Origin of the sequence: Pseudomonas sp. B21-051 (assembly GCF_024748795.1) — a bacterium.
Taxonomy (GTDB): Bacteria; Pseudomonadota; Gammaproteobacteria; order Pseudomonadales; family Pseudomonadaceae; genus Aquipseudomonas; species Aquipseudomonas putida_A.
This window is the reverse complement of record NZ_CP087166.1, coordinates 920,944-940,114: the sequence shown is the minus strand read 5'-3', so window position 1 is coordinate 940,114 and position 19,171 is coordinate 920,944. Positions and strand designations below refer to the sequence as shown.

11 protein-coding genes and 1 pseudogene are annotated in these 19,171 nt (G+C 62.2%); 4 read left to right on the top strand and 8 right to left on the bottom strand.

What is annotated here, in order from left to right; translation table 11 throughout:
- Positions 1–166: 166 nt before the first annotated feature.
- Together LOY52_RS04030 and LOY52_RS04025 are read left to right on the top strand one after the other, a co-directional pair.
- Positions 167–2,488, top strand: coding sequence for a TonB-dependent siderophore receptor (locus LOY52_RS04030; RefSeq protein WP_258678300.1), 2,322 nt, complete (start codon positions 167–169; stop codon positions 2,486–2,488).
- Between the two features lie 234 nt (positions 2,489–2,722).
- On the top strand, positions 2,723–5,251 hold the full coding sequence (locus LOY52_RS04025; protein WP_258678299.1) for a sulfite reductase flavoprotein subunit alpha: 2,529 nt from the start codon (positions 2,723–2,725) through the stop codon (positions 5,249–5,251).
- A 98-nt stretch (positions 5,252–5,349) separates the two neighbouring features.
- Here the strand turns inward: LOY52_RS04025 and LOY52_RS04020 are convergent, their stop codons facing one another.
- From LOY52_RS04020 to ptsP, 4 genes are all read right to left on the bottom strand, one after another.
- Entirely contained in the window at positions 5,350–6,891 is a 1,542-nt protein-coding gene (locus LOY52_RS04020; RefSeq protein ID WP_258678297.1) for an alkaline phosphatase, read from the bottom strand.
- A gap of 175 nt (positions 6,892–7,066) precedes the next feature.
- Complete coding sequence (locus LOY52_RS04015) at positions 7,067–8,800, bottom strand: PTS fructose-like transporter subunit IIB (protein ID WP_258678295.1); 1,734 nt, start codon at positions 8,798–8,800, stop codon at positions 7,067–7,069.
- Positions 8,801–8,811: 11 nt separating this feature from the next.
- Positions 8,812–9,753 carry a 1-phosphofructokinase gene (pfkB, locus tag LOY52_RS04010; protein ID WP_258678293.1) on the bottom strand — a complete coding sequence of 314 codons (942 nt, stop codon included), beginning with the start codon at positions 9,751–9,753 and terminating at the stop codon, positions 8,812–8,814.
- Entirely contained in the window at positions 9,753–12,614 is a 2,862-nt protein-coding gene (ptsP, locus tag LOY52_RS04005; RefSeq protein WP_258678292.1) for a phosphoenolpyruvate--protein phosphotransferase, read from the bottom strand. Before ptsP ends, pfkB begins: the two co-directional genes overlap by 1 nt.
- 306 nt (positions 12,615–12,920) lie before the next feature.
- Here ptsP and cra point away from each other — a divergent pair, with 306 nt between their 5' ends.
- Positions 12,921–13,916, top strand: coding sequence for a catabolite repressor/activator (gene cra / locus LOY52_RS04000; RefSeq protein WP_258678290.1), 996 nt, complete (start codon positions 12,921–12,923; stop codon positions 13,914–13,916).
- 3 nt (positions 13,917–13,919) lie between these two features.
- Positions 13,920–14,696: a TatD family hydrolase gene (locus LOY52_RS03995; RefSeq protein ID WP_258678288.1), complete on the top strand. Its 777-nt coding sequence runs from the start codon at positions 13,920–13,922 to the stop codon at positions 14,694–14,696.
- Between the two features lie 115 nt (positions 14,697–14,811).
- Here the strand turns inward: LOY52_RS03995 and LOY52_RS03990 are convergent, their stop codons facing one another.
- The 4 genes and pseudogenes from LOY52_RS03990 to ampD form a co-directional block, all read right to left on the bottom strand.
- Entirely contained in the window at positions 14,812–15,201 is a 390-nt protein-coding gene (locus tag LOY52_RS03990; protein WP_258678286.1) for a hypothetical protein, read from the bottom strand.
- Positions 15,202–15,475: 274 nt separating this feature from the next.
- A pseudogene (locus LOY52_RS27395) lies at positions 15,476–16,048 on the bottom strand (methyl-accepting chemotaxis protein); the annotation flags it as partial.
- Between the two features lie 1,679 nt (positions 16,049–17,727).
- Positions 17,728–18,567, bottom strand: coding sequence for a regulatory signaling modulator protein AmpE (gene ampE, locus LOY52_RS03980; protein WP_139055471.1), 840 nt, complete (start codon positions 18,565–18,567; stop codon positions 17,728–17,730).
- Entirely contained in the window at positions 18,564–19,124 is a 561-nt protein-coding gene (ampD, locus tag LOY52_RS03975; RefSeq protein ID WP_103367760.1) for a 1,6-anhydro-N-acetylmuramyl-L-alanine amidase AmpD, read from the bottom strand. The genes ampE and ampD overlap by 4 nt, the downstream gene beginning before the upstream one ends.
- Positions 19,125–19,171 lie beyond the last annotated feature (47 nt).

The following is a 19,171-nucleotide window of genomic DNA, read 5'->3' as shown; positions in this document are numbered from 1 at the left end:
TTCTTATTGGCCGTGTAAAACCCGCACGACGGATGAATCGGCAAAAACCGTAAGGTTAAATTGTAAAGAATGTAAATTCGTCGCGAATAACAATATTTCGCAATTGATACGAATACCTGTTTACCCTATATTCCGCGACCTCAAATCCTTGGGGAGGGGAATAAAAATGTCACGTCAACAGGTTCAATTGCCGGTCAGTTCACCACGTTTGCTTGCTTCGGCCATTGGTGTCGCCATCACCGCCGGCTCTGCTGGCCACATGGTCTTCGCCGCGGAAAAGACCGACAGCAAAGCGTCCGGCAATGCCATCGCTCTGGACGCTACCGCCATCACCGGCGAAGCGCAGGACTCGACGTCCTACCAGGTCGAAAAAGCCTCCTCGCCCAAGTACACCGCGCCGCTGGTCGACACGCCGCGCTCGGTCACCGTCATTCCGCAACAAGTCCTGAAAGACACCGGCGCCCTGAACATGCAGGACGCGCTGCGCACCGTGCCGGGCATCACCTTCGGTGCCGGTGAAGGCGGCAACCCGCAGGGCGATCGTCCGTTCATTCGTGGTTTCGACGCCCAGGGCGACACCTACCTCGACGGCGTGCGCGACACCGGTTCGCAGAGTCGCGAAATCTTCGCCGTAGAAAACATTGAAGTCAGCAAGGGCCCGAACTCGGCCATCGGCGGTCGCGGCGCGGCTGGCGGCAGCATCAACCTGGTGAGCAAGAAAGCGCACCTGGGCAACTCGTTTGATGGTGGTTTCACCTGGGGTTCCGACCAGACCCAGCGTTACACCCTGGACGGCAACTACCAGTTCAGCGACACCGCTGCCGGCCGCCTGAACCTGATGAGCCACGAGAGCAATGTCGCCGGTCGCGACAAGGTCGACTACGATCGCTGGGGTATCGCGCCGTCCCTGGCGTTTGGTCTGGGTACCGACACCCGCGTCAACCTCGACTACTACCATCTGGAAAGCAACGACACCCCGGACTCGGGCATTCCTTACACCATTCCAAAAGCTGGTTCGGCTGCACGCACCAAATCCAACCCGGACAAGCCGTACGCCGGTGGTGATCACAGCAACTTCTACGGTCTGGATCGCGACTTCCGCAAGGGCCGCACCGACACCGCGACCTTCGCCATCGAGCATGACCTGAGCGACTCGCTGACCATCAAGAACACCCTGCGCCACGGCACCAGCATGCAGGATTACATCCTGACTCAGCCGGACGACAGCAAGGGCAACGTCAACAATGGCAGCGTCTGGCGCCGTGCCAACACGCGGGTCAGCAACACCGAGACCACCACCAACCAGACTGATCTGTTCGGCAATTTCTACGTCGCCGGTTTCAAGAACAGCTTCTCCACCGGTGTCGAATACACCCGCGAGGAAGGCCAGAAGTCCTCGTACAACGTCAACACTGACACCACGCCGCGCACCAGCGCCGCGACCACCAACTGCACCCCGTCGATGATCGGCGCATCGAGCGGCTACAACTGCACCTCGCTGTCGAACCCGAATCCGAACGATCCGTGGAACGGCGCGATCTCGCGCAACTACGCTGGCACCGACACCAAGGCCAATACCTACGCGCTGTATGCGTTCGACACCCTGGAGTTGTCCGAGCAGTGGCTGGTGAACATGGGGCTGCGTTACGACCACTTCGACACCGACTACAAGACCTACAACAACGCCGGCACCACCACCTCCAAAGGTGATGACACCAGCGAATTCGTCACCGGTCAGTTCGGCGTGGTCTACAAACCGGCACCGAACGGCAGCATCTACGCCTCCTACGCGACCTCCGCGACGCCACCGGGCAACACCCTCGGTGAAGGCCAGGAAGGCAACCCGCTGGGTGGCACCCCGGATCGCAATGGCAACCTGCTCAAGAGCGACATGGAGCCGGAAACCACCAAGAACTACGAAATCGGCACCAAGTGGGATCTGTTGAACGATCGCCTGTCGCTGACCGCTGACATCTTCCGCACCGAGAAAGAAAACGCTCGCGTACAAGTCGACACCACCTCCTACGAGAACGCCGGCAAGACCCGCGTGCAAGGTATCGAGCTGTCGGCCAGCGGCAAGATCACTGACAAGTGGCAAGTGTTCGCCGGCTACGCCTACATGGACAGCGAACAGGTGGACGGCGGTGACCTGCCAGCCAACAAAATCAACAACGGTAACGAGTTGCCCAACACGCCGAAAAACAGCGCGAGCCTGTGGACCACTTATCAGGTCACACCGAAGCTGACCATCGGTGGCGGCGCGTTCTACGTGGACGACGTATACGGCAGCGTGGCCAACACCACCATGGTCGATTCCTATGTACGTTACGACGCGATGGCCGCCTACAAGCTGAGCAAGAACGTCGACCTGCAACTCAACGTGCAGAACCTGACCAACGAAACCTACTACGACAAGGCCTTCTCGACGCACTTCGCCAACCAGGCGGCGGGCCGTACGGCGCTGTTGAGCACCAACTTCCACTTCTGACCGATGTGGAAACTGTGGGAGCGAGCCTGCTCGCGAAAGCGGTGGGTCAGTTAAGTAGAGGCTGACTGACACGACGCCTTCGCGAGCAGGCTCGCTCCCACAAGGTATGCACCGCAAGGCTTGGCCCCGTTCATCCATTGAACGGGGCTTTTGTGCGTAATCAAAGAAGCTCTCGATAACCCACGGCATAATGCGCGCCGTGATGACAATTTTCGAACGGACAAGGCGAGCGACGTGTTGAAGAAAACCCTGTTCCAGTTGCACTGGTTTTTCGGCATCACTGCCGGGCTGGTGCTGGCCCTGATGGGCATTACCGGTGCCGCCTATTCGTTCCAGGACGAAATCCTGCGGGCGCTGAACCCGTCGGTGTTGCAGGTAGAAAAACAGGTCGCTGGCGTCCTGCCTCCAGTCGAGCTGGTGGAACACATCGAAGCCAATTCCGGCAAGAAAGTCGGGATGCTCTGGGTCGAGACCGACAGCGGCAACGCCGCGCGCGTCTACTTCACCCCGCCCAAAGGCGAGCGTCGTGGCGAGATGCGCTACTTCGATCCGTACACCGGCGAGTTCATGGGTGACGCGGTGGGCCAGGACTTCTTCGGCCTGATGCTGCAACTGCACCGCTTTCTCGCCATGGGCGACACCGGGCGCAACATCACCGGCGCCTGCACCCTGATTCTGCTGTTCTTCTGCCTCTCCGGGCTGTACCTGCGCTGGCCGCGCCAGTGGAACAGCTGGCGCGTGTGGCTGACCCTCGACTGGAAGAAAAAGGGCCGCAGCTTCAATTGGGATCTGCACTCGGTGGCAGGCACCTGGTGCCTGCTGGTGTACCTGCTGCTGGCGTTGACCGGGTTGTCCTGGTCGTACGAGTGGTACAACAAAGGCCTGACCAAACTGCTTTCCGATGCGCCGCAAAACGAGCGCGTGCGCGGCGGTCGCGGGCCGGCGCCGGAAGGCCCGGCACCGACAGCCGACTACGCGGCGATGTGGAGCAGCATCTACAGTGCTGCCGGCCCGGGACTGTCGGCCTACAACATCCGCATGCCGCCAGTGGCCGGGCAACCGGCGACCGTGTTCTATCTGCTCGACAGCTCGCCGCATGATCGCGCGCTGAACCAGATCACCCTCGACCCGGCCACCGGCGTGGTCAAACGCGTCGACCGCTACGCTGACAAGAGCTTCAAGGCGCAGTTGCTGACCAGCATTTACGCGCTGCACGTCGGCAGCTATTTCGGCCTGGTCGGACGAATCATCGTCACCCTCGCCGCCGTGTGCATGCCGCTGTTTTTCATCACCGGGTGGCTGCTGTATCTGGATCGCCGACGCAAGAAAAAGCAGATTCAGGACGCGCGCAAAGATCTCCAGCCACCGAGCGGTGATGCACCGGCATGGCTGGTGGGTTTCGCCAGCCAGAGCGGTTTTGCCGAACAGTTGGCGTGGCAGACCGCCGGGCAATTGCAGGCCGCCGGGTTGCCGGTGAAGGTGCAGCCGCTGGCGAACGTCAGCGCGCAGGATCTGCGTGAGTCGAATAACGCGCTGTTCGTGGTCAGCACCTTCGGCGACGGCGAAGCACCGGACAGCGCGCGTGGTTTCGAGCGCAAAGTCCTGAGCAACGCTGCAAGCTTCGACGGCCTGAACTATGCGGTGCTGGGCCTCGGCGACCGCCAGTACCAGAATTTCTGCGGTTTCGCCCGACGCCTGCATCAGTGGTTGGGCGAGCACGGCGGCAAGACCCTGTTCGCCCCGGTCGAAGTCGACAGCGGCGACCCCTACGCCCTGCGTCATTGGCAAACCCAGCTCGGACAGCTGACCGGGCAAGCGCCGGTCGACACCTGGCAAGCGCCGAGCTACGACAACTGGACGCTGGTCAGCCGCGAACTGATGAACCCCGACAGCAGCGGCGCGCCGGTGTACCTGCTGGGCCTGAAGGCGCCGAGCACCAGCAGCTGGCTGGCCGGTGATCTGGTGGAAGTGCTGCCGCGCAACTGCCCGTGGGCGATCGAACACTTCCTCGACGGACTGGGCATTCGTGGCGAAACCACGGTGAAGATCAACGGCCTCGAAGAGCCACTGGAAGTCGCTCTCGCCAGCCGTCAGTTACCCGAGCATCGCGCGCATCTGGTCGGCCTGCATGCACAAGCGCTGGTGGATGCGATGGTGCCGCTGGCCATGCGCGAATACTCGATCGCCTCGATTGCCGCCGACGGCGTGCTGGAACTGATCGTGCGTCAGGAACAACACAGCGACGGCAGCCTGGGCATCGGCTCCGGCTGGCTGACCGAGCATGCGCCCGTGGGCGGCAGCATCAGCCTGCGCGTGCGCCGCAACAGTGGCTTCCACTTGCCGAACGAGCCGGTTCCGATGATTCTGCTGGGCAACGGCACCGGCCTCGCCGGGTTGCGCAGTCTGCTCAAGGCACGCATCGCCGACGGTCAGCAACGTCAATGGCTGCTGTTCGGCGAGCGCAATCGCGAGCACGATTTCCTCTGCCGGGCGGAGCTGGAAGAGTGGTTGATCAATGGCGATCTGGCGCGGCTGGACCTGGTGTTTTCGCGGGATCAGGCGCAAAAGATTTACGTGCAGGATCGCCTGCGCGAATCCGCTGACGAACTGAAGAAATGGCTGGCTGACGGTGCGGTGATCTACATCTGCGGCAGCCTGCAGGGCATGGCCGCCGGCGTCGATCAGGCACTCAACGACATCCTCGGTACCACCGAAGTCGAACGTCTGATCGAACAGGGCCGCTACCGCCGCGACGTGTACTGACCGACGCCTGTAGGAGCTGCCGCAGGCTGCGATCTTTTGATCTTGCTCTTAAAAAATCAAAAGATCGCAGCCTGCGGCAGCTCCTACAGGTGGAGTGATCAGACGGGCTGCAATTTCTGCTCGAAAACCGCTACCCCGTTCAAATCCCGCAACACCACACTCATCTCCCCGCTCTGCCCTTCGATGTTCACCTCGCCAAAGAACTGAAACCCGGCAAATGGTGAAGCATTCTGCGTGGGCGGAGCCTTCTGGAACACCACTTCCGGGCCGAAGGTCCTGTCCAGCGGATTAGGACCGAAACTCCCGGCATTCAGCGGCCCGGCGACAAATTCCCAGAACGGTTCGAAATCCTGAAACGCCGCACGGTCCGGGTGGTAGTGATGCGCCGCGCAGTAATGCACGTCGGCGGTCAGGAACACGAAATTTCGTACCTGCTGCGCCCGGAGGAAACCGAGCAACTCGGCGACTTCCAGCTCACGTCCTTGCGCCGGGCCGGGATCGCCGTTGGCCACGGCCTCCCAGCGCGCCACGCCCGGGCTGACTTCACCGTCGGGCACGCCGAGGCCGATCGGCATGTCGGCGGCGATCACCTTCCACTGCGCCTTGGAGTGCTTCAAGCCACGCTTGAGCCAGTCCAGTTGCTCGCGCCCCATAAACGGTTTGGCCGCGCCGAGGTTGTCGTCGTTGGCCCCGCGATAGCTGCGCATGTCGAGCACGAACACATCGAGCATCGGCCCGTAGCTGAGCTTGCGATAAATCCGTCCGCCGCCGTCAGCCGCCTGCAGGCGCATCGGCGAATATTCCAGCCAGGCCTTGCGCGCGCGGCCGACCAGGGTGTGGATATCTTTTTCCTGATAACGCTCGTCGAGCTGCTTGCCCGGCGACCAGTTGTTGACCACTTCGTGGTCGTCCCACTGCCAGATCTGCGGTACTTCGGCGTTGAAGCGGCGGATGTTTTCGTCCATCAGGTTGTAGCGATAATTGCCGCGATAATCGTCCAGGGTCTGGGCAACTTTGCTCTTGGCTGCGGTGGTGAGGTTGCGCCAGATCCGCCCGCCTTCGGTGGTCAGTTGCGCGGGCACCGGGCCGTCGGCGTAGATGGTGTCGCCGCTGTGGATAAAGAAGTCCGGCAGGCGCAGGCGCATGGATTCGTAGATGCGCATGCCGCCGATGTCCGGGTTGATGCCGAAACCCTGGCCGACGGTGTCGCCACTCCAGACGAAACGGATATTGCGCCGTGCCTTCGGAGCGCTGCGCAAATGGCCGAGCCACGGTTCGCTGGCAACGCCGGTTTGCGCATCCTTGAAATACACCCGGTAGAAAATCGCCTGATCAGCGGGCAGCCCGGTGAGCTCAACGCGGGCGGTGAAGTCGGTGCGCGCATCGGCCAGTGGCGAGACTACACGGCGCGGGTGACGAAACTGACTGCGGGTGTCCCACTCGACCACCATCCGCGCCGGACGGTCGCTGCGGCTCCAGATCATCGCGCGGTCGCCTTGCAGGTCGCCGGACTGCACGCCGTCGGTGAGTTGCGGCCGATCCTTGACCGACGCGATCACCGCCGGCGCCAGCCCCGGCATCAGCAGCCCGGCACCGACCACCTGCATGACCCGCCGACGACCCGGATTGAAATCGCTCATGCTGTTCTCCCTGGAAAAAGGAAAACTTAAGCACGGCTATATGAACTCGCCATGACACCACTAACCATTGTGGGAGCGAGCCTGCTCGCGAAAGCGATGTGCCAGTCAACATACATGTCGCTGGCAGATTGCATTCGCGAGCAGGCTCGCTCCCACAGGGGATTTGCGTTGCCGGTCAGGCCTTCGCCGGTTCCAGCGCCAACTCAACGGCTTCCGGGCGTTTGACCGTCGCATAGACAACAGCAGTCAACAAGCTCCCCGCCACAATCGCCAGCAAATACAACAACGCATGATTGATCGCATTCGGAATCGCCAGCACAAACAAGCCACCGTGCGGCGCCATCAGTTTGCAGCCGAAGTACATCGACAAGGCGCCGGTCAACGCACCGCCGGCGATGCTCGCCGGAATCACTCGCAGCGGATCTTTCGCGGCAAACGGAATCGCCCCTTCGGAGATGAAACACAGCCCCAGCACCAGCGCCGCTTTACCGGCCTCGCGCTCGGTCTGGGCGAACTTGCGGCGGGCGATGAAGGTAGCGATGCCCAGCCCGATTGGCGGCACCATGCCGGCAGCCATGGTCGCGGCCATCGGCGCATAACTCTGCGAAGCCAGCAGCCCCACCGAGAATGCATACGCGGCTTTGTTGATCGGTCCGCCGAGGTCGACGCACATCATGCCGCCGAGCAACACGCCGAGCAGAATCGCGTTGGTGGTGCCCATGCTGTCGAGAAAATGCGTCAGCGCCGCGAGCATCCCGGCGACCGGTTTACCGACCACGTAGATCATCACCAGACCGGTGATCAGGCTGGCGAACAACGGGATGATCAGAATGGGTTTCAGCGCTTCGAGGCTCTGCGGCAGCGCCACATAACGACTGATCAACTTGGCCGCATAACCGGCGATGAAACCGGCGACGATCCCGCCGATAAATCCGGCCCCCAGCGTACTGGCGAGCAAGCCACCAATCATCCCCGGCGCCAGGCCCGGGCGGTCGGCGATCGAGTAAGCGATGTAACCGGCGAGCAGCGGCACCATCAGCTTGAACGCGGTTTCGCCGCCGATCTGCATCAGCGCTGCCGCCAGCGTGCCCTCTTCCTTGAACGCGGTGATGCCGAAAACGAACGACAACGCGATCATCAGACCACCGGCCACCACCATCGGCAGCATGAACGAAACACCAGTCAGCAGGTGTTTGTAGACCCCGGTTTTCTCTTGCTTGGCCGGCGCCTTGCCGTCGCTCGCAACGTTCTCCACCTGAGCTTCGGCGAGGGCTTTTTTCAGTGTGGCCTCGGATTGCTTGAGCGCAATGCCGGTGCCGCAGCGGTAGATTTTCTTGCCGGCAAAACGCTCGGTGGCGACTTCGATGTCGGCCGCCAGCAACACCACGTCAGCCTCGGCAATCGCCGTTGCGCTGAGCGGGGTTTTCGCGCCGACCGAGCCTTGGGTTTCGACGTGCAGTTCATAGCCCAGACGCTTTGCCGTCTGCTGCAACGCTTCGGCGGCCATGAAGGTGTGGGCAACACCGGTCGGGCACGCGGTGATGGCGACGATGCGTGGCGCACGTTGCGCAGCGGCGACCGGGACGGCTTCGCTGGCGAGGTAAACTTCGGCCTCTTGCGCACCACGGCGCAGCACCGCTTCGACATCTTGCAGGGCTTGCGCCGGGGCGATGCGGAACACGCGCTTGCCGACGAAACGGCGCATGTCGACGTCACCGGTGGCGACCAGCAACACCCACTCCGCCGCCTCAATGGTCGCGGCGGACAATTCACGTTCCGGGTGCGCCGCATCGACCACTTCAACGCTGGTGCTCCAGCCCTGGCGCTGAGCCGCCGCATCGAGCAGGCGAGCGCACAGCACACTGGTGACCATGCCGTTCGGGCAGGCCGTGACAATGGCTAATTTCATGACAAACCCTCTTATTGTTCTGTCAGGGGACGCACGCGTACGCCCTGTTCGAGCTGCGCCAGTTGCGCCGCATCGTTGATGCCGAAACCGATCTGCGTCACCGCCATCGCGGCAATCGCCGTGGCCGTGCGCAGGGTCTGCTCGGGCGTATCGGCACTGAGCAACCCGTGGAGCATGCCGGCCAGCAGCGAATCGCCGGCCCCTACCGTGCTGGCAACAGTCACCTTCGGCGGCGTGGCATGCAGCGCCGAGCCGACGCTGAACCAGTTCACACCGTCGGCACCGTGGGAGATCACTACGTGCTCGATACCCTTGGCGTGCAGGCACGCCGCAGCCTGAGCTTCGGCGGCGTGCGAGACCACATCGCAATCGAGCGCATCGGCGAGTTCTTCGGTGTTCGGCTTGATCAGCCATGGGCGCGCTTCAATGGCGGCGCGCAAGGCTTCACCGCTGCTGTCGAGGGCGACTTTCAGGCCGAGGCCGTTCAGGCGTTCGATCAGCTCGCGCAACCACTGCGCGCTGACGCCGCGCGGCAGACTGCCGGCCACCACCACCGCGTCATGCCCCGGGGCGATCTGCAACAGACGCTCAAGCAATGCGTGCTGCGCTGCCGCGTCGACCACCGGCCCGGGACCGTTGATGTCGGTGATGCGCCCGTCGTGCTCGGCGACCTTGATGTTGCTGCGCGTCTCCCCCGGCACGCGAATGAACGCGTCGACAAAGCCGCGCTTGGCGAACAGGGTTTCGAAGGCTTGCAGATTGTCTTCGCCGAGAAAGCCGCTGACCGTCAGTTGATGCCCGAGATCCGCCAGCACTTGCGCGACGTTCACGCCTTTGCCGGCGGCATGGGTGTGCATCTCGTCGCTGCGGTTGACCTGACCGGCCTCCAGACGTGGCAGCTCGACCGTGAGGTCCAGCGCCGGGTTGAGGGTCAGGGTGAGAATCTTGGCCATTACAGGGCCTCCACTAATGCACGCACTTCATTTGCGCTGCCCACGGTGAGGGCTTGTTGAGCAAGGGTTTGCGCCTGGGTCAGGCTGAGTTCGCGGATGCGCGCCTTGACCTCGGCGATGCTGCGCCCGGACACGCTCAGCTCATCGACACCGAGGCCGACCAGCACCGGCACCGCCAGCGGATCTGCCGCCAGCTCGCCGCACACGCCGACCCATTTGCCATGGGCATGCGCCGCGCGCACGGTGATGTCGATCAGTTGCAGCACCGCCGGGTGCAGGCCGTCAGCCTGGGCCGAAAGCGTCGGATGACCACGGTCGATGGCCAGGGTGTATTGCGTGAGGTCGTTGGTGCCGACGCTGAAGAAGTCGACTTCCGTGGCCAGCACCGGCGCCAGCAAAGCGGCGGACGGCACCTCGATCATGATCCCCAGTTGCAGATCAGCGACCGGGATTTCCAGGCGCAAGCGCTCGGTCATGTCGCGGGCCTGACGCCACTCTTCAACGCTGCCGACCATCGGGAACATGATCCGTAGCGGACGGTTGTCCGCCGAACGCAGCAAGGCGCGCAATTGCGCTTCCATGATCTGCGGACGCTGCAAGGTCAAGCGAATGCCGCGCACGCCGAGGAACGGGTTTTCTTCCTTGGCGATCGGCCAATATGGCAGCGGTTTGTCGCCGCCGACATCAAGGGTGCGCACCACCAGCGGCCGCCCGGCGAGACCATCGAGAACGCGGCGGTATTCGGCTTCCTGAGTGGCTTCGTCCGGCGCCTGCGGGTGGGCCATGAAAATCAGTTCGGTGCGCAGCAGGCCGATGCCCTCGGCGCCCTGCTCGACCGCAGCGCTGACACCGGCGCTTTCACCGATATTGGCGAACACTTCCACGGCGTGGCCGTCAGTGGTGTGCGCCGGTTGATGACGTTGTTCGGCGGCGGCCTTGAGGCGCTGCTCGCGGGTGTCGCGTTCTTCAGCGGCACGTTGCAGGGTCGCGGCATCGGCGTCGACGTGCAGGCGACCGCGCTGGCCGTCGAGCAGCAACGGCGTGCCCGGTTCCAGCAGCAACACCGCTGCACCCGCACCGACCAGCGCCGGGATTCCGAGAGCACGGGCGACGATTGCACTGTGCGCGGTTGCGCCGCCGCGAGCGGTGAGAATTCCGGCCACTCGCGCCGGATCGAGCCGTGCGACGTCCGACGGGCCGACTTCGTCCATCACCAGAATGTACGGTTGCTCCGGCTCGTTCGGCGTCTGCACGCCGCAGAGTTGCGCCAGTACCCGGCGACCGATGTCCCGCAGATCCGCCGCCCGCTCGGCGAGCAACGCGTCCTGCAGCGATTCCTGTTGTTTGGCCGCTGCTTCGATCACCGCCATCCACGCCGCTTCGGCGCTTTCGCCCTGCTTGAGACGGGTGTCGACTTCGTCGGTCAGTTCCGGGTCGTCGAGCATTTCCTGGTGAGTGATGAAAATCTCGCGGATGGCCTTGGCCTTGCTGCGTTCGATCAGGCCCTGGATGTCACTGCGCACATCGCTCAGCGCTTGCTTGAGGCGCTCGCGTTCAATGGCGGCGGACTCGCCGCGCAACGGGTAATCGATAGCCTGCTGCACCTGAATGTGCGCCGGGCCGATGGCGATGCCCGGTGCAGCAGGGATCGCCTGCAACTGCGTGCCGGACGTCGGGGCGACCAGCACTTCGGCGATATCAGCGATGGCTTCGCGTTGCTGGCTCACGGCCGGCAGCGGTTCGACTTCTTCGCCAAGGCCTTCTTCGATAGCGCCCAGCAATGCAGGCAAGGCGTCGGCAGCGATGCTCGGTTCAGCGATCAACTCCAGAACCTGACCACGCCGCGCGCCGAGGCTCAGCAGTTTGCTCAGGCTTTTTACCGACACGGCGCTATCCGCGCTGTCGACGATACGCACACGGATTTCACCGTCGAAACTCTTCGCCAATTGCGCAAGGATCTTCGCAGGACGTGCGTGCAGACCGTGGGCGTTAGCCAAGGCAATACGCGCGCTCGGCCAATCCGCCGGCAGTTCGCCGCCGAGCACTTCGAGGACTTTGCGGCTGCTGGTGGCGCGGCCCAGTTCATGGCCGCGGCCTTCGATGAGCAGCGCACACAGACGTTCGAGCAGCGCCTGATGCGCCTCGCCCAGACTGGCCAGACAGAACAGACCACTGAGCGGCTGACCGAGGTAACGCATCGGCTTGTCCGGGGTGACGAACGCCAGGCCCGGGCGCTTCACGGTTTGCTCGCTGTGCAGCCACCACAGGCCATCGCCCAGCGGCAGCGCTTCGACCTGCTGCAATACGCCGGCAAAACCGTTGCTCACACAATCGGCCTGCCGCAACAGACGCGCGCCACGCCAGACCAGTTCTTCGAAATCGTCAGCCGAGACGCCGAGGCCGATCATCTGCGCATCCAGCGCCAGTTCCTGTGGCGCGCCTTGCAGCAATTTCAGCAGCGCCTCGGGAGAACTGGCGCGACGCAGGGCCTGACCCAGATCGGTCTCGCCCAGGGCGCGGGTCAGCAACTGCAGCAGACGCAGGTGTTCGTCGGATTTGGCGGCGATGCCGATCGCCAGATACACGACCTGGCCGTCGCCCCAGTCCACGCCCTCGGGAAACTGCATCAGCCGTACGCCGGTGGCGAACACCTGATCGCGGGTTTCCGGGGTGCCGTGGGGGATGGCAATACCCTGGCCGAGAAAGGTCGAGCCCTGGGCTTCCCGGGCCTGCAAACCGGCGAGGTAGCCATCGGCAACCAGACCGTCGGCCACCAGATGATTGGCGAGTAGTTGCAGGGCGGCGGGTTTATCCACAGCCGATTGGCCCATGGATATCTGCTCTATAGTGAGCTCGAGCATGCGATCTCCTTTTTGGCACATGGATGCGCCAGGATATTGTTTTGAATGGTCACAGCTTAGGCGCTGGTCAGCCTGCTTTTCAGCGGCAGTTTTGGCGGTTTCACGGCAGAACCGGCCAAAGGCGTCTAAAACGTAGAAAATACGCTTGCTGAAACGTTTAATCTAGATGGATCGGCACGTTACTCGATAATGTCTCATCCTTGAAGTCCAACTTGTCGGATGCGCTGCGACAATAGTCGTCTGCCCGAATCGGGTAGGATTGGCGAAAATGTGGCGGCAAGCTCGAAAAAACAAGGAAATCCCGGGTTGAAACTCAGTGATATCGCGCGGTTGGCCGGAGTGTCCGTGACCACCGCCAGCTACGTCATCAACGGCAAGGCCGAACAGCAACGCATCAGCAACGCCACGGTCGAGCGGGTGCGTGCGGTCGTCGAACAGCACGGCTTCACCCCCAATCCACAAGCGGCCGGGTTGCGCAGTCGGCACACGCGCACGTTGGGTTTTATTCTGCCGGATCTGGAAAACCCCAGTTACGCGCGGATCGCCAAACTGCTGGAGCAAGGCGCGCGCGCGCGGGGCTATCAGTTGCTGATCGCCAGCTCCGACGATGCGCCGGACAGCGAGCGCCAGTTGCTGCAACTGTTCAAGGCGCGCCGCTGCGATGCGCTGATCGTCGCCAGTTGCCTGCCGGCCGGTGACGACAGCTATCGCCAGTTGCAGGCCAAGGGTCTGCCGATCATCGCCATCGACCGGGTCATGGAACCGGAGCATTTCTGCTCGGTGATCAGTGACGACCGCGAGGCCAGCCTGCACCTGACCCAGAGTCTGCTCGATCCACAGCCCAAACAGATCGTGCTGCTCGGCGCGCGTCCGGAGCTGAGCATCAGTCAGGAACGTGCCGCCGGTTTCAAGCAGGCACTGGTCGACTTCAAAGGCGAAGTGCTGATCGAGCACGCCGAGTCCTTCAGCCGCGAATGCGGCAAGCAATTGATGGAAGAACTCCTGCAACGTCTGGGGCATTTGCCGGATGCGCTGGTGACCACGTCCTACGTGCTGTTGCAGGGCGTGTTCGATGCGCTGCATGACTTCCCGCTCAAGTCCCGTCCGCTGCGCCTGGGCACCTTCGGTGACACGCAATTGCTGGACTTCCTGCCGCTGCCGGTCAACGCCATGGCCCAGCAGCACCAGTTGATCGCTGACAAGGCCCTGGAGCTGGCGCTGGCCGCCGTCGAGCAATCGCAATACAAGCCTGGCGTGCAGGCCATCGAGCGGACCTTCAAGCAGCGTATTCACCGGGACTGAGCCGTGGAGCTGATCGACAGCCACACCCACCTCGACTTCCCCGACTTCGACACCGATCGCTCGGCGTTGCTCGCCGAAAGCCGCGCCCTCGGGGTGCGGCGGATGGTGGTGCTGGGGGTTTATCAGGGCAATTGGCAACGGGTGTGGGATCTGGTGCAGAGCGATGCCGATTTGTACGCGGCATTCGGCCTGCATCCGGTGTACCTCGATCAGCATAAACCCGAAGACCTGCGCGCACTCGGCGACTGGCTGACGCGGCTACGCGGCCATCGGCAATTGTGTGCAGTAGGCGAGATCGGTCTGGATTACTTCATCGAAACCCTCGACCGTGAGCGCCAGCAGGCGCTGTTCGAGGCGCAGTTGCAGCTGGCGGCGGACTTCGATCTGCCGGCGCTGATCCACGTACGTCGCAGCCACGCGGCGGTGGTCGCCACGCTCAAGCGCTTTAAGCTCAAGCGCGCGGGCATCATCCACGCGTTCGCCGGCAGCCGCGAAGAAGCACGCGAATACATCAAGCTCGGTTTCAAACTGGGTCTGGGTGGCGCGCCGACCTGGCCGCAGGCGTTGCGCATGCATCGGGTGTTGGCGGATCTGCCGCTGGATTCGATCGTGCTCGAGACCGACTCTCCGGACATGGCGCCGGCGATGTTTCCCGGAGTACGCAATACACCGGCGCACTTGCCGGCGATCTGTGCGGCGCTCGCCGAGTTGATGAATATCAGTGCAGAACAACTGGCCGCCGCCAGCACTGCCAACAGCTGCGAAGTATTCGGTTGGTAGCACGCCTTCTGTAGGAGCTGCGGCACGCTGCGATCTTTTGCTCCTGGCCCTTAAAACAAGATCAAAAGATCGCAGCCTCGTTTCACTCGGCAGCTCCTACAGACAGCTCCTACAGTCAGTTCGCGTGGGCCCTGGCTGCGTCGAGGATCAGGGTCATGTGCTGACGGTGGTGAACAAAGCGCAGTAGCGCGAAGTATGCGAAAAGCACGATCAGTGACGCATTCAACTGTTCAGTCACGCTGAGCAGCCCGATCCATTCCATGACCAACGCCACCAGCAGCGCAGTGCACACGGTGACCGACGCGCTGAAGCGCAGCAATCCCAGCGAATCGAGGGACTTGAAGCGTTTGATCTGTTTGGGGCAGCGCAGCTCCAGTGCTTTCTGGCACTGCGCGCAAGTGAACGGTTCATTGATCGCGATGGCGTTGAGTTGCCAGGGCTTGAGTACCTGTAGGGTCTGGCAATGAGCACAACGGCCCTGGATTCCCAGGGTTACAACGGACATGAGCGGCCTCCTCGACGCAATCAGCGGAACTCGGATACTGGCTGATTAATGACGAAAAGCCAGCCGTCGAAAGAAAACAGGAATTGGCTTACAAGCGTAAGCATCAAAGCATTACAAAATGTTCTGACATCTGCCCTGCTCCAGCCCTGTGGTGAGGGGATTTATCCCCGATGGACTGCGCAGCAGTCCCTGATCACTTGCAGGCATGGGGGGACGCTGCGCGTCCCATCGGGGATGAATCCCCTCGCTACAGGATCTTCCGCTGGGTCAGGACTTAGACACGGAACGCGCTGATCAGTTGCTTGAGTTCCACCACCTGCGCCGACAGTGCCCGGCTGGCGTCTTCGGTCTGATGTGCACCTTGGGCCGTGCGCTCGCCGGCGCGGTTGATCTCGACGATGTTCTGGTCGATGTCATGGGCCACGGCGGTCTGCTGCTCCACGGCGGCGGCGATCTGCTGGTTCTGGTCGACGATCATGCCGACCGCGCCGAGGATGTTTTCCAGCGCCTGCTGGACCTTTTCCGACTGCCCGACCGTGCCGTTGGCCATCTGATGGCTGATGCCCATGGCTTTCACCGCCGCGCCGACGCCGCCATGCAGCTTGGCGATCATCTGTTCGATTTCTTCAGTCGACTGCTGGGTGCGCTTGGCCAACGTACGCACTTCGTCCGCCACCACTGCAAAACCCCGGCCCTGCTCGCCTGCCCGGGCCGCTTCGATGGCGGCGTTGAGCGCCAGCAGGTTGGTCTGCTCGGCGATGCTTTTGATCACTTCCAGAACGCGGCTGATCGACTGGCTGTCGCTGGCCAACTGGTTGATCACCAGCACCGATTGATCGATCTCGCTGGCCAGCGCGGCAATGCTGCCCTGCTGCGACTCCACCAGTGTACGACCGCTGACGGTTTCGTCATTGACGCTGTGCGCGCTGCTCACCGCTGCCGCCGCGCTGCGTGCAACTTCCAGCGAGGTCGCCGACATCTGGTTCATCGCGGTCGCCACTTGCTCGATCTGCGTACGCTGCCCGGCCACTGCCTGATTGCTTTGCGCGGAGACGTTTTCCACCTGACCGGCCTGGCGCTCGACCTCAGCCACGGTCTGCCCGACTCGTTCGATCAGGTCGTGGATTTTCCTCACGGTGCCGTTGAACACTTCTCCCAACTCGCCCAGCTCATCGCGGCTGTTAGCCTTGAAGTTAACCGTCATGTCACCGGCTGCGACCTTGTCCATCATCGCGCCCAAGCGTTTAAGCGTGGTGCGGGTCGAGGCGTAGAAACCACCGTAGAGATAGAAAATCAGCACGAACACCACCGACAGCGCCACAGCCTGCAACACCATGTGCGTGCGGTTTTGCGTCAGGCGCTGTTGCAGTTGGGTATCGAGGAATTTCAGCGTCGCGTCGTTGAGCTGGTAAGTCTTGTCCATCAGCCCGGTGACCTGGTCGTAGAACGCTTGCCACGGCGTATCGAGAGTCTCGGCCACCACGACTTTCGCCTCAAACAGTTCGCCGGCCTGTTTGAGCGAAGCCTTGCTGCTGTCGGCCGGCACGCTGAGGCTGGCGCGCGCGGCCTGGCTGGAGTCGAGGGCGTCCTGCAGTTTCAACGCGTATTCAGCCTGGAGCTTTTCAATCTGCGCCAGCAACTCGTCGAAACGGCTGCTCGACGAACTGTTGAGAAAACCCTGCCCCAACGAATACGAACCGATGGCCCGACCTTCGCCGAGAGTCTGGGTCACAGCCGGGGTGATATTGGTGAGCAGCTCGCTGAGCTGGCGGATGTCGCTCTGGTTGTCGCGGCTCAAACCGGCCTGACTGGCGATGATCTGGCTGAAAATCTGCGCGTTGCCGAGCAGCTTGCCGATCATTGCGCTTTTGCTTTGCAGGGAGCTTTCCGCCTGTTGGGCCTTGAACGCGCTGATCATTTCATCGCGTTTGCCGTCGAACAGTTTGATCTGTTCGGGATCGTCGGTCATCGCCTGCAGACCTTGCAGACGCGCCATTACGGTTTGTTCCAGGCTGCTGATCTGCGCTTCGAGGTTGTCGGCCTTGCCGGACTGCCCGAGGACGACGTTGATCTGCACCAGATTGTTCAGCGTTTCCAGATCCCGGCGCAGGCTCAGGCTGCTGCCCAGCAGATCGAGGCTCTGCAACTCGACCCGGGTGCCCTGGAACTCGCGATAGGAATCGCGCACCAGATAGAAATTGGTCACCAGCATCGGCACCAGGAACAGCACGCTGATCAGGCTGAACTTCATGCCGAAGCTCAGACGGTTCATCAGCGAGACGGCGGGATAGAGCAAGCTCTTCACTGGAAGTCTCCCTTGGTTTTTCTTGTTTTTATTGGCAGGCGCGGGGCGAAAGCAGATAGCCACTATCGGGCGCTGTCTCTGTATAGCTCAAATCGGGGAGAGGTTTTGTAACTTAAGGTTAACGACAAAAAAGATCGCAGCCTTCGGCAGCTCCTACAGGAAAACCATGATCCTTGTGTAGGAGCTGCCGCAGGCTGCGATCTTTTGATCCGGCTTTGAAGTCAGTGGATCAGCACTGTCCACAAGGCAAAACCGGCATACCACAGCACCGCCGCGCGCAGCAGCAGTTCCCACAGGCAATCCAGCGTGTTGATGCCTTCAGGGCCGACTACCGGCGGCGGGATCTCACCCGCTGCCAGCCCGACCTTGTTGATCAGGTGTGCGGCGCTGATGTTCCAGTTCAGCAGTTCGTGCAACATCACCCGGCTGACCGCAACAAAGTTGCCGACCAGTGCAAGGCTGGCAGCCAACAGGCGCACCGGCAACCAGTCAAAGGCGTGACGTAACTGGCCGGCACGTTCGGCGAGCGCCGGGTTCTGGCTGTGTTCTTCCGCCAATGCGAGCAAGCGATAAGCCAGCGCCGCCACCGGACCGAGCACGAAGTACCAGAAGATCACCGCGAAGAAACTTTGATAGGCCTGCCACAACAGGTGCCCCTGGACCCGATCCAGCAATTGCTCACCACTGTCGGCGCAGATATCCAGATCACGCTTGGCCACATGCGCGGCCGCTTGCAGGTCTTCTCGGCGCCAGGCGTCACGAAATGGCCCGAGGCCACCGAGCAGATCACCGCGCCCCAAGGCATAAATCACCACCAGCAAGTGCACCGGCAAGGCCAGCAAGCCGTACGCGACGGGTTCCAGTACCACCAGCAACAAGGCGAGCAGCGCCACCGGCAGCAACACCAGAATCGTCAGCACCAGCCATGGTCGCTGGGCCAGGCGCGCGCTGGTTTCGAGTTTGTGCAGTTCGCGGATCCATCCGCCATCGCGTTGAACCCGATGGCGCAGGGCCGAGAATTTCTCGATCCAGACCGCCAGCAGTAACACCAGAAAACTCATTGTCCTTCCTCTTGTGCCAGGGCTGCGCGGTAACGCGCCCAGTCGAATGCCGGGCCAGGATCGGTCTTGCGCCCGGGTGCGATGTCGCTGTGCCCGCAGATACGGGCGCCGGTGATGGCCGGAAATGCTGTTTGCAGCTGACGCGTCAGCGTGATCAGCGCCTGATACTGCGCATCGGTAAAGGGCAGATCATCGGTGCCTTCGAGCTCGATGCCCACGGAAAAATCGTTACAGGTTTCCCGGCCTTCGAACATCGACACGCCAGCATGCCACGCCCGCTCAAGACAGGAGACAAACTGGGTGACGGTGCCGTCACGTTCGATCAGAAAATGCGCCGAAACGCGAAGGTCGGCAATCCCTGCAAAATAGGGATGCTCGGTGACATCCAGACGATTCTGGAAAAATTCCTGCACCTTGCCGGTGGCGAACTGCGCCGGCGGCAGGCTGATGTTGTGGATCACCAACAGGGAGATTTCGCCCGCAGGGCGTTCATTGAAGTTGGGCGATGGGCAGACCTGCACCCCGTGACACCACCCGCTAGCGGGATCCAACTGCATACCGATTCCTTCAACGCCGACTGTGTTGGCGCCCAGTATGCCGTGAT